Here is a 15710-nt window from a genome sequence, read left to right as displayed (position 1 = left end):
TCAGCGCCCGCACAGCATGCCGTCGTCATGGACGGCGGGCGTGATGGTCGGCGAGGCGTCGGCATATTGGTTGACCGCGCACAGCCCGGCGCTTGCGGCGCAGTTGGCGGCGAAGGTCCAGGGCGGCGTGCTGGTCTTGGTGATGGAGACCTTGCCGCCGGTCGATGTGATGATCGCGGTGTCGCCGGGCTGGGTGAGCTGCACGCATTGGAAGCTCAGCGTGCAGACACTCGCGGCGCCATCCTGAAGCACGACGACGGAACGGCCGCGCTGGGAGAGGATGTCGAGCGTGGTGCCGCGCACGCCGATGGTCGCGAGCGGCGTCGTGATCTTGTAGGCGGTCTTCTCGGAATGCCCGGTGACGAAGCGGAATGCGCCCGTCGTCATGCGGATCGCGACGTCGCGATAGCTGTGCTCGTCGTTGAAGACGGTGCGGTCGAGCTTCAGCGTCGCGCTCGGGCCAAGCGACAGATTGGTGCTGTCGGCCATGACGAAGCGCGCCGCGCCGTCGGCGCCGGTGCGCACGGTCTCGTCGCGCAGCATGCTGTCGCCGACATTGATCGGCGTCGTGGTCGCAGCTACCCGCACCACCTCGTTCTGGATCACGACGGCTTCGCCGACGCGCGTCTGCGCCTGCGCGCAAGGCGCGGCGCACAATGCGGCCGTGAGCAGCGTGGGGAAAAGCCAAAAACGCAAATTCATTTCGCAACCGATCGATGGGTCCCTGATCGTACCGGATCGCGCACGCTTGCGATGTGGCGGAATTATCACAAGCGGCGCGGGACGTGCGCAATGCTTAGTGACAGTTGCGGCAGAATGCGTTCAATGACGAGAACCAATATTTTTTTCTCCGCGGTGAAGCCAATTTGCCACGCAAAACAGCCCCACAACAGACGCTCGAATTGCCTGCGGTTCCGAAGGTGTCGCGGAGCGCAGTGATTGCTGTCGCGATTTTCCTGATTGCGCATCTGGCGCTGTTGATCGGTCTCACCACGCCGGAAAAATTCGTCTTCGACGAGGTGCATTACGTGCCGGCGGCGCGTCAGATGCTGGCACCCGTGATGTCGCAGCCGATGCTCAATCCGATGCATCCGCCGCTGGCCAAGGAGCTGATCGCGGCGTCGATCGCGACCTTCGGCGACAACGCGTTTGCCTGGCGCTATCCCGGGACGTTGTTCGGCGCACTCGCCATCGTCGCGATCTATCTGTGCGGCCTCGCGCTGTTCGCAGCGCAAGGGCCGGCGATCGCCGCCGCGCTGATCGCGGCCTTCAATCAGATGCTCTACGTGCAGGCGCGCATCGCGATGCTCGACATCTTTGCGCTCGGCTTCGGTCTGCTCGCGACCGCCGCCTTCATGCATGGCTTTCGCAGGGAGCGGCCGCATGCACTGTTCGCATTCGCGGGCGCTCTGTTCGGTCTTGCCGCAGCCTGCAAATGGAGCGGCTTGTTTCCACTCGGTGTCTGCATCGCCATCGTCGCGGTGATCCGTCTGATGCAGAGCTGGCGCACGCTGTTCGCCGATGCGAAGCCGGACGACTGGTACCGGCCCGATCTCTGGCCGGACTTCAGCGCGCTCCAGGTCGCGCTTTGCTTCGTCGTGCTGCCGGCGATGACCTATCTCGCCGCCTTCGTTCCGCTCTATGGATTGTCGCTGACTGATCTGGTCGAGGCGCAGCGCCGGATCTTTGCCGACAACACCACGACCGCGATCGCCGGGCACACCTATATGAGCTCGTGGCCGTCCTGGCCGCTGCTCGCACGTCCGGTGTGGTTCCTGTTCGACAAGACGGCGGAGGACAACATCTCCGCGATCGTCTTCCTCGGCAATCCTCTGGTGGCGTGGCCGGCGCTGGCTGCGCTCGCCGTCGTGCTGCGCGATTTCATCGTCGCGCGCCGGTGGGATGCGTTTCTGATCGCGGCGTTCTACTTCGGCCCATGGCTTGCCTGGGCGTTGCTGCCGCGCACGCTGGGATTCATCTACTACTACCTGCCGGCCGCGACCGCGGCGTCGCTTGCACTGGTCTACGTCTTGCGCCGGGGCGGCATGCCGCGCTGGCTGCTGTGGGTCTATGTCGGCATCGCGGCGATCGGGTTTGCGGTCATGCTGCCGATCTCGGCAGCCTTCATCGGCACGTCGATGCAGACGTTCAATCGGCTGATGCTGTTCCAGAGTTGGATCTGACAACGGAAAGCCGCCTGCCGTTCGAGCGGCAGGCGGCTTGTTGATTGGCAGTTACATCTCAGCTCATTTCGACGCGGTCTTGGTGTCCATGTTCACGACCTGGACGCGGCGGTTGATCGGGTCGGCGCCGTTGGCCGTATCCTTCAGCTTGGTCTTGCCGTAGCCGACGGTGACGAGATCGGTGCCGTTGAGGCCGTAGTTCTGCACCAGGTACTTCTTGATGGTATCGGCGCGCCGTTCGGAGAGGCCCTGATTATACTCTTCGCCGCCGATCGCATCGGTGTGGCCGGCGACCACGAAGGTCGAGCCCTTCAGCGCCGGGTCGGACAGCGCCTTGCCGAGCGCCTGCACCGATGGCACCGAGGTCTTGGCGATGTCGGCCGAGTTGTAGTCGAACTGGATCTCCAGATCGATCTTCGGCTTGGTCGCCGCGAGCTCGGCGATCTGCTCGCGCTCGCCCGTCGAGAGCGACCGGGTCGAGCGGTTGCGCACCGTGTTCAGGAATGTCGCTTCCTTGGCCTGCGCGGTCGGATCGGCCTGCGGACCGACGGACAGGCCGCGGGTCACCGGCTTCGGCTTCAGCGCATCCAGGATCTTGTCGGTGGAGACGTTGTTGTCGCCGGCCAGAGCCAGGCCCGCCGTCATCGACAGCGCCGCCGAGAGCGTGATCGCCTTCAGTCCAAAAAACCTATCAAAACGGGTCATTGTCGTATTCCTCGCTGTAACGCCTGATGGCGATTTGATGCTGCGAGCATAGGGGAGGTTCAAAACCCAAAGTGTGATCTTGGTCACGGTGGAAGGAGAGGCCATTCTGGCGCGATCGGCGGTTTTCTGGCGCATGACGGCCCAGCCGTCCGGGACGAGCGCGAGCGCGGGAAGAGGAGAGGTCGCATCCTTCCCGACGCAGGTTCGAGCTGCGGTTGTCCTGGCGTGACCCAGATCACCATGGATAGCGGCCGCGACCCGCAAGGCCGGTTCACATGACGAAACCTGTGCTCACCGATCGTCGCAAAGCCGTCGCGCGATGGCCAGTCTGCGAACAATTTTTCGGCCAGATGCATGCCTAGCAGGACACGTTATCCGACGAGAGCGAATGAGGGGAGCCGAGTACCGTCCAGTGCCGAGGCCGAGTGACTATCAATCCTATCGCAGTGGCCTGCCCGATCGGACTGTGTCCCTGAGCTCCATGCCTATCTATATCGGCGCGGCGATGATCGCGCTGGCGATCCTGCTGTCGACGCTGATCACGGGCCTCACCTCCCGCTATGTCGGCCTCGGAGCGCCGACCGAAGAGAACATGTGGCTGGTCGACCGTCTCACCGGCAGCGTCTATCGCTGCCAGGCCGAGGGGCGCGGCAAGGCGTTGTGTGAGCCGGACGTTGCCACGGGCAGCCTCGGAGACCGGTCCGGGCCGCCGAAGGACAGTCGTTGACCGCTTCCGCCTTCGCACCGCAGCAAGAAAATTGTCTTCTCCGCGAAACGTCCGCGCGAGAGAATACGTAATTGCGAAGGCCGGCATGACGCCGGTTTCGTTTTACGGAGGAGACTTTTGATGAAGATCTTGCTCACGGCCGCAGCCTTTGTCGCGTTCACTCTTTCGCTGTCCCCCGCATCCGCCGCCATGATGGCGTGCACCAAGGACAACATGATGAAGACCGCCGCCATGATGGGCGGCACACCCGATACGCCGGCCAAGATGGCAGCCAACAAGGAAATGGCCATGGCCAACACCGACATGAGCAACGGCAAGATGAAGAGCGCCTGCGCGCACTACATGAAGTCGCAGAAGGCGATGTCGATGAAATAGGCGCGCCGCGCGCCATCCAGCCGCGCTGTCAGCAGATGGCAGCGCGGCTTTTTCTTTGACGGCTGCTTTGCCCCGTTCTTTCTCTTGGCGCGAATCCCGCTACATTGTGTCCTGCAATGTCCCGCGCGCCCAAACCTCTCTCCCTCACCACGACACAGGCCCGGCAGATCTGGCTGCATGCCCAGCGGCTGGATGAGCGCACCCCGTTCGGCGAGGGGCCGCAGGCCGTCGCCGACACGGTCGCTCATCTCGGCTATGTCCAGATCGACACCATCAATGTCATCGAGCGCTGCCACCATCACATCCTGTTCAGCCGCATCCCGTCCTATCGCCGCGCCGATCTGCGCCAGGCCCAGAGCGCCGACAAAAGCGTGTTCGAATACTGGACCCATGCGCTCTCTTACATCCCGGCCGCCGACTTCCGCTTCTTCCGCCCGGCGATGCGCGAGCACCGCCGCGAGGGCCACAAATGGTACGCCTCGGTCAAGCCGGCCGACACGCGCAAGGTGATGCGGCTGCTGCGCGCCGGCCCGCTGACGATCCGCGATATCGAGGACGACGTGCTCACCGAGAAGGAGCACCTTTGGCAGAGCCGCAAGCCTTCGAAGCGGGCGTTGCAGCTCGCCTTCTACACCGGCGTTGCGACCATCAGCGAGCGCCAGGGCATGCTCAAGACCTATGAGCTGATGACGCGCCATTTCGGCTGGGACAAGCTGCCGAAGCCGGCCTCGAACAAGGACATCACGGCCTATCTGCTCGACCGCGCGCTGCGCTCACAGGGCGTCGTCAGCCTGGATTCGATCTGCCATCTCGACGCGCCGCGCAAGAAGGCCGTCGCGGGCATGATCGCCACGCGCGTTCGCCGCGGCGAGCTCATCCCGGCCGCGATCGAGGGTGCCGGCAAGCAGGAGCATTGGGCGCAGCCCGCGGTGCTGGAGGAGGGCGGCGAGGGGCCATCGCCCGATCTCGTCCACATCCTCTCGCCGTTCGACCCCCTGATCATCCAGCGCAAGCGCACCAACCTCATCTTCGGCTACAACCATCTGTTCGAGGCCTACGTGCCGAAGGCCAAGCGCAAGCTCGGCTATTTCGCGCTGCCGGTGCTGGTCGGCGAGGAGATCGTCGCCGCGCTCGACCTCAAGACCGACCGGCAGGCAAAGAAGCTGTTGATGCAGAAATGGACCTGGGTCGGGCAGGGCAAGAAGACGGCGGGGCGCAAGGACTTGAAACGAGTGATCGAGGAAGAGCTGCACCGCTTTGCGCAATTTCAACTCGCGGAGTGAACCGCGTCGTCCTGTCTACGGTCGCTCTTCGAGCTCACCCGATCCGCTAGCTACGACATGCGCATATCGGTCCAGCACCTCCTCGGCCGAATAGCTGGACCGTTGCGCAAATTCGTCCCGCAGGCCCAGCCGCGCGGAGAGCTTCAAGCGCGCCACCGTGGCGGTGGCCATCAGGGGATCGAAACCCAATTCCCGCAAGCCTGCGGCTACGCCATCCATTTCCACCGCGCGGCGTTCGGCGTGCAGCACGTCGGAGCGGACGCACATGTCCAGGAACTTGCTGAACGTGGTGGCGTCCATCGACGTGCAAAGTCCGCGCATGGTTTCATCGCGCACGCCGGCGAGCGTTGCGGCGGTCAGCGCCTCGACCAGCAGCGCCTCCATGCCTTTCGTCACCACGCTTCGCAGCATCTTCACGGCCGCTGCCGTGCCGGCTTCGGGGCCCGCGACCTCGATACGGAAGCCGAGTGGCCTGAACGCTTCTGCGAAGCGCTCGGCACCGCTGCCGGACGTGTAGAGCGTGACCGCGGCGCCATAGAGGTCGACCGACCCCATCAGGTTCGCGTCCGCGAACAGTCCGCCGCGTGCCTCCACGGCTTCGGCTATTCTCTTCTTCGTTCGCGGGGTCGCGGCGTTGATGTCCACCACGAGGCAGCCGGGACGAACGACCTTGGAGATGGCCTCGCCCATCTTGGGCGCGACAGCAACGACCACGGCGGAAAAGATCACGTCCGCGTCCGACAGGTCCTCGAGCCGGTCGACCAGCGTGACGCCACAACCGGCCGCCATCGCACGAAAAGCCTGGGAGTAGGGCGGTGCATTGGTCTTGCCCTGGCAGAACGCGACCATCGGTGCACCGGTCTGCGCCGCAAGATGCGATGCAAAGCATCGCGCGGCCTCGCCAAAGCCGACAAAGGCGATCTTGGGCTGCGGCATGGCTGGAGCCTCCTTGCGCGGCGTTTCACCGCCGACGGCCATTGTGCCGGGTTCGCTAGAGGAGTCAATGAACCGGTTCATACATGGTTTGAGCGCTCACGGTCATTGTTAGTGCGTAATGGCTAGATATGCGGCAAAAATGGCCAGATCGACCTTGTCCGGAGTGGTGAACCGGTTCATATAACGGCATGCCATCACACGCTCGCCGATCGCCAACCGTGAAGGTCAAGGACGTCGCCCGGGAGGCCGGTGTCGCGGTTGGGACCGTATCCCGCGTACTCAATGATCATCCCGCGGTGACCGCGGAGCTGCGCGAGCGCGTCGAAAAGGCCATGGCCCATCTCGGCTATGAGGTCGATGTCACGGCCCAGAGCATGCGTGCGGGCCGGTCGCGGCTCGTCGCCTGCGCCATTCGGGATTTCGACATCCCGCGTTTTGCGCTGTTCATCAAGGAGGCCGAGGCGGTCCTGCGCGAGGCCGGCTACACCTTGCTGCTGGCGAGCACGACCAACCGCCCCGACGTCGAGATCGCCTTGCTGCGTGCCTTCCGCAGGCGCCGGGTGGACGGGGTGATGATGACGCTGAGCGACGAGCAGCATCCAGATGTGCGCGCGGCGCTGTCGGAGTCGCCGATGCCGGTGCTGCTCATCGACCGCGATCGCATCGAGGCGCTCGATCGCGTGACGGCCGATCATCGCGAGGGCGCGCGCCTGGCGACGAGCCATCTGCTCGATCTCCGGCACCGGCGGATCGCCATGCTGGTCGGCGACCTCAACGCCTTTCCGTCGCGAAGCCGCCTGGAGGGTTTTCGCGCGGCGCATGCGGCGGCGGGCATCGCGCCGGACCCGAGGCTGTTGCGAGACGATGTGCTCTCGAGCGAAGACGCCTATCGGGCGACGGCGTCGCTCATGAGTCTCGCGGAGCGCCCGACAGCGCTCTTCGTCGCGGCAATGGACATGCTCGGCGGCTGTCTGCGCGCCCTGCGGACCATGGGCGTTGCCGTCGGCGACGGGATTTCAGTGGTGGCCGGCAGCGATTCCGATCTCGCCGAATTGCACACGCCGCCCATCACGGCAATCGCGTGGGATCTGGCGGCCATGGGCCGCCACGCCGCGACCATGCTGCTGGAGCGGATGCGCGGCGATGAGATCGAGCGCGGCCGTGGTCTCACCGTGCCGACGCAGTTGATCATTCGCGGGTCGAGCCGGCCGTTTGCGAATTGAGCGGGCTCACCCTCCGCATGTCGGCCAGACGGTCCAGCCCAACGCCGAACACGATCCCGATCGCATAGGCCACCAGATTCCACAGCGAAAATATCCGTCCGAGCAAAAGCGCGCCCGCCGTCGTGAGTCGAAAGGCATCGAGCCACGGCACATGCACCAGCCGGGAGAATTCCACGACGATCGCGATCAACACCGCGATGGCTGCGAGTTGCGTCCGCGTCAGCCGTGGCAGCAAAACTCCGACCAGCAAGAACACCATCGTCGCCCACAGCAGCGAGCCGCCGTACTTCACCACGAAGGCGGGGAGGCCAAGCGGAAAACCGTACCAGCGTAGGGACAGCCCGCACGCGATCACGACCAGCGCGAGGCCGGCGCGGGTCAGCGATGTCCGGAGCGGTGCAATGGAGTTGACTGGTTGCGTCCCGTGCATTGCTCGCTCCATTGACTCTTTGCCCGCAATGCGGAAAACCGCGAGCCAGCCCATAAAAGCAACAACCCCGGGGGGAAAGCCATGAGCCAGACCACGACCTATGCCGGTTCCGCCGGCGCCGCCAAGAGCGAAATCGAGATCTCGACGATCCGCGCTATCTCCTGGCGCCTGATTCCGTTCCTGGTGCTGGCCTACTTCTTCTCCTACCTCGACCGCGTCAATCTCGGCTTCGCCGCGCTGACCATGAACGCGGAGCTGAAGTTCACGCCGCTGATCTTCTCCTGGGGCGCCGGCATCTTCTTCATCGGCTATTTCATCTTCGAGGTGCCGAGCAATCTGGCGCTGGAGAAGTTCGGCGCCAGCCGCTGGATCGCCCGCATCATGGTGACCTGGGGCATCATCTCCGCCTTGATGGCCATGGTCAGCGGCGTGACCAGCTTCTACGTCCTGCGTTTCCTGCTCGGCGTCGCCGAAGCCGGCTTCTTCCCCGGCATCATCCTCTATCTCACCTATTGGTATCCGGCCGAGTATCGCGCCCGCTTCCTCGCCGCCTTCGCCGTCGCGGTGCCGGTCTCGACCGTGATCGGCGCGCCGATCTCGGGCCTGCTGCTCGGGCTCGACGGTTTGATGGGGCTGAGGGGATGGCAGTGGCTGTTCATCATCGAGGGCATTCCGTCCGTGCTGCTCGGCATCGTCACCTGGTTCTATCTCACCGACAAGCCGGAGAAGGCGGACTGGCTCTCGGCCGAGCAGAAGGCCTGGCTCAAGGCGAAGCTCGATTCGGAGATCGCGGCCAAGCAGGCGGTGAAGCATCTCTCGCTCGGCGAGGCGTTGTCCTCGCCGAAGGTGATCGCACTCAGCCTGATCTATTTCGGCTTCGTCGGCGCGCTCTACGGCATGCAGTTCTGGCTGCCGCAGATCGTCAAGGCGTTCGGCCTCACCAACGCGCAGACCGGCTTCGTCACCGCGATTCCGTATCTGTTCGGCACCATCGCCATGATCCTGTGGGCGCGGCATTCCGATGCGACGCGCGAGCGCGTGATGCATGTCGGCGCGCCGCTGCTGCTCACGGCGGTCGCGCTCGGCGTCTCCTCCTATCTCACCGATCCTACGGCGACGATGGTGGCGCTGACGGTGGCCGCGATCGGCGTGTTCTGCTGCTTCGGCGTGTTCTGGACGCTGCCGACCGCCTGGCTCTCCGGCACGGCCGCCGCCGGCGCCATCGCGCTGATCAACTCGATCGGTAATCTCGCCGGCTTCGGCGGTCCGTATCTGATCGGCTGGGTCAAGGAGGCCACGGGGCAGACCTCGACCGGTCTGCTCGTCCTCGCGGTCCTGCCTCTGCTCGCCGGCATCCTGGTGTTTGTGGGCGGCCACGACACCAAGCACGAGTTCGCCGGACAGGGGCGGTGAGAGCCGAGTGAACGGTCCCGTAGGGTGGGCAAAGCGCAGCGTGCCCACCAGACCGCTATTGTGATCCTCAAATGAGAGATGGTGGGCACGGCGCTACGCGCCTTTGTCCACCCTACGGTATCTCGCCCGAGGCCCAGGATTGCGCCGCGTTCCATCCGGGTCTACGGGCCTCCTCCCACCCTACAATCGCACCTTCCTGGCAACCATCCTCCAATCCTTACCACCCCTTAACGATCACGCTTTCCTGATGACTGACGATTATTGACTTTTATCAGTGATTAGTCGACATTCCTCTCATTGCAGCCGCAGGAGTGTCCTCCGATGTTCGTCCGGTCCGTTTTGTCCAGCTATTCCAAGCTCTTGGCGGGTGTGTCGCTGGCCCTGATGGCCGCCACCCTGGCCGGGTGCAATGACACCGTCGCCGAAAAGGCCGAGCCGCCGCGGCCGGTTCTGGTCGCGACCGCCCATTATGACGCCGAGACCCCCGAGCGGAGCTTCGTCGGCACCGTCCGGCCCCGCATCGAGAGTGACCTGGGCTTCCGCGTCGCCGGTAAAGTTGCAAAACGTCTCGTGGAAGTCGGCCAGACCGTCGAGATCGGCCAGCCGCTCGCCACCCTCGACGAGGTCGACCTGAAGCTCCAGGCCGAGCAGGCCCTGGCGGAGCAAACCGCTGCGACCGGCGTGCTGGCCCAGGCCGCCGCCGCCGAGCAGCGCGCCAAGGATTTGAAGGCCAAGGGCTGGACCACCGACGCGCAGATGGATTCGAGTCGTGCTTCCGCCGACGAGGCGCGCGCCCGCCTGAACCGCGCCGAGCGCGCGCTCGAGCTGAGCAAGAATTCCCTTTCCTACGCGACGCTTGCTGCCGACGCCCGTGGCGTCGTCACCGCAACGCTGATCGAGCCCGGCCAGGTGGTCGCCGCGGGCCAGGCTTCGATCCGTGTCGCCCGCTTTGCCGAAAAGGAAGCGGTCGTCGCGATCCCTGAGACGCTGGTTGGACGCGCCAAGTCGGGCGTCGCCAGCGTCACTCTTTGGTCGGAGCCGGACAAGAAGTACGCGGCGAAGCTGCGCGAGATCGCGCCGGCCGCCGATCCGGCCACGCGCACCTATCTTGCAAAATTCTCGCTGCCCGAGGCCGACGACAAGGTTGCGCTCGGCATGACCGCGACGTTGACGCTGTCGGACGCCGCCACCGAGCGCGTCGCGCGGCTGCCGCTGTCGGCGCTGTTCAACGAAGGCGGCAAGCCGTCCTTCTACGTCGTCGACGACAACGGCGCGGTCACGCTCAAGCCGGTGACGGTGAAGTCCTACGAGAGCAACGACGTCGTCATCACCGGCGGTGTCGACGAGGGCGCCAAGATCGTCGCCCTCGGCGTGCAGAAGCTCGATCCGGGCCAGCGGGTGCGGGTCGTGTCGTCATTGAGTTTCTAGTTCCTGTCATTCCGGGATGGTCCGAAGGGCCAGACCCGGAATCTCGAGATTCCGGGTTCGCCCTGCGGGCGCCCCGGAATGACACGAGAAGTGAGTTACGTCGTGTGAGGTGAGTTTCGGCCTTTGTCCCTAAGCAAAGGCTGAAGCGGCGAAGCGATCCAGAATCTGCCCAGCCCCCTGGATTGCTTCGCTGCCTCGCGACGACGGTTTGAACAGAGCGGCTGTCGTTGTTTGCAACTGGATCGTCTTTTCGGAGAGAGCGATGAAGCGCTTCAACCTTTCGGCCTGGGCCGTCAGCCATCCGACGCTGGTTCTCTTCCTGATGCTCGTGCTCGGCGTCGCCGGCTTCTTCTCCTATGAGAAGCTCGGCCGCGCCGAGGATCCGTTCTTCACGGTGAAGGTGGTCAACGTCTCCGTCATCTGGCCCGGCGCGACCGCGCAGGAGATGCAGACCCAGGTCGCCGACCCCATCGAGAAGAAGATCCAGGAGCTGCCCTATTTCGAGAAGGTGCAGACCTATTCCAAGCCGGCCTTCACTGCGCTCCAGGTCACCTTCCGCGACTCGACGCCGCCGAAGGACGTGCCCTATCTCTTCTATCTCCTGCGCAAGAAGCTGGTCGACGTGCAGGGCCAGCTGCCGTCCGGCATCCTCGGGCCGGTCGTCAACGACGAGTTCTCCGACGTCGATTCCATCCTCTACATGATGACCGGCGACGGCGCCGACTATGCCCAGCTCAAGAAGGTCTCCGAAGGTTTTCGCCAGCGCCTGCTGAAGGTGCCCGGCGTCACCAAGGTCGACGTCTACGGCAATCAGGATGAGCGCATCTTCGTCGAGTTCAGTCACGCCAAGCTCGCCACCCTCGGCATCACGCCGCAGGCGCTGTTCGATTCGCTCGCCAAGCAGAATAATGTGACCCCGGCCGGCACGGTCGAGACCTCCTCGCAGCGCGTGCCGCTGCGCGTCACCGGCGCGCTCGATGGCGCCAAGGCTGTCGCCGAGACCCCGGTCGAGAGCAACGGCCGCGTGTTCCGCCTCGGTGATATCGCCACCGTCACCCATGGCTATGTCGATCCGCCGAGCTTCGTCGTCCGCCAGGAAGGCAAGGCCGCCATCGGCATCGGCGTCGTCACCGCCAAGGGTGCCAACATCCTCGAGCTCGGCAAGGAGGTCGAGAAGGCCACGGCCGAGTTCATGAAGGCCGTGCCGCAGGGCATCGACGTCAAGCTGATCGCCGACCAGCCCAAGGTGGTCGAGCACGCCGTCGGCGAGTTCGTGCACTCCTTCATGGAAGCGCTCGTCATCGTGCTGTTCGTCTCGTTCCTGGCGCTCGGCTGGCGCACCGGCATCGTGGTCGCGCTGTCGGTGCCGCTGGTGCTCGGCATCGTCTTCATCGTCATGAACATGATGTCGCTCGACTTGCACCGCATCACGCTCGGCGCGCTGATCATCGCGCTCGGCCTGCTCGTCGACGACGCCATCATCGCGGTCGAGATGATGGTGGTGAAGATGGAGCAGGGCTGGGATCGCATGCGGGCTGCGTCCTTTGCCTGGGAATCCACTGCGTTTCCGATGCTCACGGGAACGCTGGTCACGGCCGCTGGCTTCCTCCCCATCGGCTTTGCCAATTCGGCGGTCGGCGAATATGCCGGCAGCATCTTCTGGATCGTGGCGATCGCGCTGGTCGCCTCCTGGTTCGTCGCGGTGATCTTCACGCCCTATATCGGCGTCAAGCTGCTCCCGGAGATGAAGGCGCACCACAACCACGACCCGCACGCGGTCTACGAGACCCGCATGTATCGGGGCCTGCGCGCCATCGTGCAATGGTGCGTCAACCACCGCATCACCGTGGTGGTCGCGACCGTCGGCGTATTCATTGCCTCGATCGTCGGCTTCGGCCATGTCCAGCAGCAGTTCTTCCCGCTGTCGGAGCGGCCCGAGCTGTTCCTCCAGCTCCGCCTGCCTGAGGGCACCGCCTTCAACGTCACCGAGAAGTCGGTCAAGAAGGCCGAGACGCTGCTCAAGGACGACAAGGACATCGAGACCTATACGTCCTATGTCGGCCAGGGCTCGCCGCGCTTCTGGCTCGGCCTCAACCCGCAGCTCCCGAACGAGGCCTTTGCCGAGATCGTCATCGTCGCCAAGGGCGTCGAGGCGCGCGAGCGCATCAAGGCCAAGATCGAGGGCGCGGCTGCCGATGGCTTCCTGTCCGAGGCGCGCGTCCGTGTCGACCGCTTCAACTTCGGTCCGCCGGTCGGCTTCCCCGTCCAGTTCCGCGTGATCGGCCCCGACGCCAACAAGGTGCGCGAGATCGCCTACCAGGTTCGCGACGTCATGCGCCAGAACAAGAGCGTCAAGGATGTCCAGCTCGACTGGAACGAGCAGTCGCCCTACCTGAAGCTCGTCGTCGACCAGGATCGCGCCCGCGCCATGGGCCTGACCCCGCAGGACGTCTCGCAGGCGCTCGCAATGCTGATCTCGGGCTCGCAGGTCACCACCGTGCGTGACGGCATCGAGAAGGTCGGTGTGGTCGCCCGTGCGATCCCGTCCGAGCGTCTCGACCTCGGCGGCGTCGGCGATCTCACCATCACCTCGCGCAATGGCGTTGCCGTGCCGCTGCAACAGATTGCCAAGATCGAATATGCCCACGAGGAGCCGATCATGTGGCGGCGTAACCGCGACATGGCGATCACCGTGCGCTCCGACGTCGTCGACGGCGTGCAGGCGCCCGACGTGACCAACCAGATCACGCCGAAGCTGAAGGCGATCAAGGACCACCTCGAGCCGGCCTACCGGATCGAAGCCGGCGGCGCGTTCGAGGAATCCGCCAAGGGCAACGCCTCGATCTTCATCCTCTTCCCGGTGATGGTCATGGTGATGCTGACGCTGCTGATGATCCAGCTGCAGAGCTTCTCGCGCCTGATCCTGGTGTTCCTGACCGCGCCGCTCGGCATCGTCGGCGCCTCCTTCGGCCTCAACGTCGCCAACGCCCCGTTCGGCTTCGTGGCGCTGCTCGGCCTGATCGCGCTCGCCGGCATGATCATGCGCAACGCGGTCATCCTGGTCGACCAGATCGAGACCGACGTCAGCCACGGCCTGACCCGCCGCGAGGCGATCGTGGAGGCGACCGTCCGCCGGGCCCGGCCGGTGGTGCTGACGGCGCTCGCCGCCATCCTCGCCATGATCCCGCTGTCGCGCTCGGCTTTCTGGGGCCCGATGGCGATCACGATCATGGGAGGCCTGTTTGTCGCGACGTTCCTGACGCTGCTGTACCTGCCGGGCCTCTATGCCCTGTGGTTCCGGAAGAGCCTGGACGAGGCGGGTACCCCCGAGCAGCCTGCCGCGCCGCAGCATGGGAGCGATGACGAGCACGCAATTCCGCTTGCCGAAGCGGCTGAATAGATGAGAAGACTGCTGACCAACGAGTCCTGACTGATGGCCCTTGTTTCGGAACATATCGAAGTCGACACCCGGGATCGTATCCTCGAGGTGGCCGAGCGGCTGTTCCGTGTGATCGGCTACCAGAAGACCACGGTCGGCGACATCGCCAAGGAGCTCAGGATGAGCCCCGCCAACGTCTATCGCTTCTTCGAGTCGAAGAAGGCGATTCACCAGGCGGTGGCGCGGGGCCTGATGGGCGAGGTCGAACTGGAGGCGCAGCGGATAGTGACCCGGCCCGGTCCGGTGCTGCCGCGCTTCCGGGAGCTGCTCACCACCATCCACCGCATGAACACCGAGCGCTATGTCGGCGACAACAAGCTGCACGAGATGGTCGCGATCGCGATGGAGGAGGACTGGGACGTCTGCGTCGCCCATATGGAGTGCATCGCGGGCGTGATCGGCCAGATGATCGCGCAAGGGGTGGCCTCCGGCGAGTTCGAGGCGCCCGACCTGCAACTGGCCTCGCTGTGCGCCTGCACCGCGATGATTCGCTTCTTCCACCCCCAGATGATCGCCCAGTGCGCCACCAAGCCGGGCCCGACCATCGACCAGATGATCGATTTCGTCATCGCGGGTCTGTCGCCGCGCCACTGACAGGGCGGCCCATTTTTCCCTATAAGTTGGTTTGCCGCCCGGCAGAGGATGGCGGCAAAGGACGGATCAACAAACTCCGTCATTGCGAGCGTAGCGAAGCAATCCAGACTGTCTCCGCGGAGGGATTCTGGATTGCTTCGCTGCGCTCGCAATGACGACAAGGAAGCAGCGCGTGACCGACAAAGACCTTTACTTCTACGAGCCCTCCAAGGGCCATGGCCTCAAGCACGATCCCTTCAACGCCATCATTGCGCCGCGCCCGATCGGCTGGATCTCCTCCCGCGACACCAAGGGCCACATCAACCTCGCGCCCTACAGCTTCTTCAACGCGTTCTGCTACGTGCCGCCGATCATCGGCTTCTCCTCGACCAACTGGAAGGACACGGTGGCGAACATGGAGCAGACCCGGGAGTTCGTCTGGACCACGATGGACCTCGCCAAGAACATGAACGCGACCGCCGCGCATGTCGCCCCCGAGGTCGATGAGTTCAAGCTCGCGGGCCTCACCGCCGTGCCCGGCAAGCTCGTCAACGTGCCGCGCGTCGGCGAAAGCCCCGTCGCCTTCGAGTGCAAAGTGTCCGACATCGTCCGCCTCAAGGGCGCCGACGGCAAGGAGGCTGATGCCTGGCTGACGCTGGGCGAGGTCGTCGCCGTCCATATCGACAAGGCCATGATCAAGGACGGCGTCTACCAGACCGCCGCCGCCCGCCCCATCGTCCGCGCCGGCCGCCGCGGCGATTATTTCGAGATCAAGCCGGAAAACATGTTCGAGATGGTGCGGCCGGATTGATCTGGTCGCTCCCGTAGCCCGGATGGAGCGAAGCGAAATCCGGGATTCTTACGGCGGATAGACTTTCCCGGATTGCGCTTCGCTCCATCCGGGCTACCGCTCCTCATCCTCCCGGAACTGCCACCACGCCCCGGCCGTTATGGCCTGGGCGGCCGCCCGGCCGCGTCAATTCGCTTGTTTTTGC

14 protein-coding genes are annotated in these 15710 nt (G+C 64.7%); 10 read left to right on the top strand and 4 right to left on the bottom strand.

Going from position 1 to position 15710, the window contains the following annotated elements; all coding sequences use genetic code 11:
• A complete protein-coding gene (locus N2603_RS34460) occupies window positions 1-702 on the bottom strand; it encodes a FecR family protein (protein ID WP_260385626.1) in 702 nt (233 codons plus the stop codon).
• A gap of 200 nt (window positions 703-902) precedes the next feature.
• Here N2603_RS34460 and N2603_RS34455 point away from each other — a divergent pair, with 200 nt between their 5' ends.
• Complete coding sequence (locus tag N2603_RS34455; RefSeq protein WP_260424323.1) at window positions 903-2183, top strand: phospholipid carrier-dependent glycosyltransferase; 1281 nt, start codon at window positions 903-905, stop codon at window positions 2181-2183.
• Between the two features lie 63 nt (window positions 2184-2246).
• On the opposite strand, the gene N2603_RS34450 is transcribed toward N2603_RS34455, so the two are convergent.
• Entirely contained in the window at window positions 2247-2888 is a 642-nt protein-coding gene (locus N2603_RS34450; RefSeq protein ID WP_260385625.1) for an OmpA family protein, read from the bottom strand.
• 481 nt (window positions 2889-3369) lie between these two features.
• Here N2603_RS34450 and N2603_RS34445 point away from each other — a divergent pair, with 481 nt between their 5' ends.
• The 3 genes from N2603_RS34445 to N2603_RS34435 all read left to right on the top strand — a co-directional run bounded on the left by N2603_RS34445 (window position 3370) and on the right by N2603_RS34435 (window position 5273).
• Window positions 3370-3615 (top strand): hypothetical protein, encoded by a 246-nt coding sequence (locus tag N2603_RS34445; RefSeq protein WP_018645303.1) that lies wholly within the window; start codon window positions 3370-3372, stop codon window positions 3613-3615.
• A gap of 120 nt (window positions 3616-3735) precedes the next feature.
• A complete protein-coding gene (locus N2603_RS34440; protein ID WP_260385624.1) occupies window positions 3736-3990 on the top strand; it encodes a hypothetical protein in 255 nt (84 codons plus the stop codon).
• Between the two features lie 116 nt (window positions 3991-4106).
• Window positions 4107-5273 (top strand): winged helix-turn-helix domain-containing protein, encoded by a 1167-nt coding sequence (locus tag N2603_RS34435; RefSeq protein WP_260385623.1) that lies wholly within the window; start codon window positions 4107-4109, stop codon window positions 5271-5273.
• Between the two features lie 15 nt (window positions 5274-5288).
• Here N2603_RS34435 and N2603_RS34430 read toward each other — a convergent pair whose 3' ends face one another.
• The gene (locus N2603_RS34430) at window positions 5289-6209 is read right to left on the bottom strand and encodes an NAD(P)-dependent oxidoreductase (protein ID WP_260385622.1); all 921 of its coding nucleotides are present in this window, start codon (window positions 6207-6209) and stop codon (window positions 5289-5291) included.
• Between the two features lie 188 nt (window positions 6210-6397).
• Here N2603_RS34430 and N2603_RS34425 point away from each other — a divergent pair, with 188 nt between their 5' ends.
• Window positions 6398-7432: a LacI family DNA-binding transcriptional regulator gene (locus N2603_RS34425; RefSeq protein WP_260385621.1), complete on the top strand. Its 1035-nt coding sequence runs from the start codon at window positions 6398-6400 to the stop codon at window positions 7430-7432.
• Here the strand turns inward: N2603_RS34425 and N2603_RS34420 are convergent.
• Complete coding sequence (locus N2603_RS34420) at window positions 7398-7862, bottom strand: ribosomal maturation YjgA family protein (protein WP_260424322.1); 465 nt, start codon at window positions 7860-7862, stop codon at window positions 7398-7400. The genes N2603_RS34425 and N2603_RS34420 overlap by 35 nt on opposite strands.
• 81 nt (window positions 7863-7943) lie before the next feature.
• On the opposite strand from N2603_RS34420, the gene N2603_RS34415 reads away from it, so the two are divergent.
• The 5 genes from N2603_RS34415 to N2603_RS34395 all read left to right on the top strand — a co-directional run bounded on the left by N2603_RS34415 (window position 7944) and on the right by N2603_RS34395 (window position 15526).
• Window positions 7944-9275 carry an MFS transporter gene (locus tag N2603_RS34415; protein ID WP_018645297.1) on the top strand — a complete coding sequence of 444 codons (1332 nt, stop codon included), beginning with the start codon at window positions 7944-7946 and terminating at the stop codon, window positions 9273-9275.
• A 321-nt stretch (window positions 9276-9596) separates the two neighbouring features.
• Window positions 9597-10703: an efflux RND transporter periplasmic adaptor subunit gene (locus N2603_RS34410; protein ID WP_260385620.1), complete on the top strand. Its 1107-nt coding sequence runs from the start codon at window positions 9597-9599 to the stop codon at window positions 10701-10703.
• A 262-nt stretch (window positions 10704-10965) separates the two neighbouring features.
• Window positions 10966-14103: an efflux RND transporter permease subunit gene (locus N2603_RS34405; RefSeq protein ID WP_018645295.1), complete on the top strand. Its 3138-nt coding sequence runs from the start codon at window positions 10966-10968 to the stop codon at window positions 14101-14103.
• Between the two features lie 33 nt (window positions 14104-14136).
• Window positions 14137-14736 (top strand): TetR/AcrR family transcriptional regulator, encoded by a 600-nt coding sequence (locus tag N2603_RS34400; RefSeq protein ID WP_018645294.1) that lies wholly within the window; start codon window positions 14137-14139, stop codon window positions 14734-14736.
• A gap of 172 nt (window positions 14737-14908) precedes the next feature.
• Window positions 14909-15526, top strand: a complete 618-nt coding sequence (locus N2603_RS34395) for a flavin reductase family protein (RefSeq protein ID WP_260385619.1) — start codon at window positions 14909-14911, stop codon at window positions 15524-15526.
• Window positions 15527-15710: the final 184 nt, after the last annotated feature.

The organism is Bradyrhizobium huanghuaihaiense, from assembly GCF_025200885.1.
GTDB classification, from domain to species: Bacteria; Pseudomonadota; Alphaproteobacteria; order Rhizobiales; family Xanthobacteraceae; genus Bradyrhizobium; species Bradyrhizobium huanghuaihaiense.
Note: the sequence above shows the minus strand (reverse complement) of the source record. Positions and strands in the feature narration are given on the sequence as shown.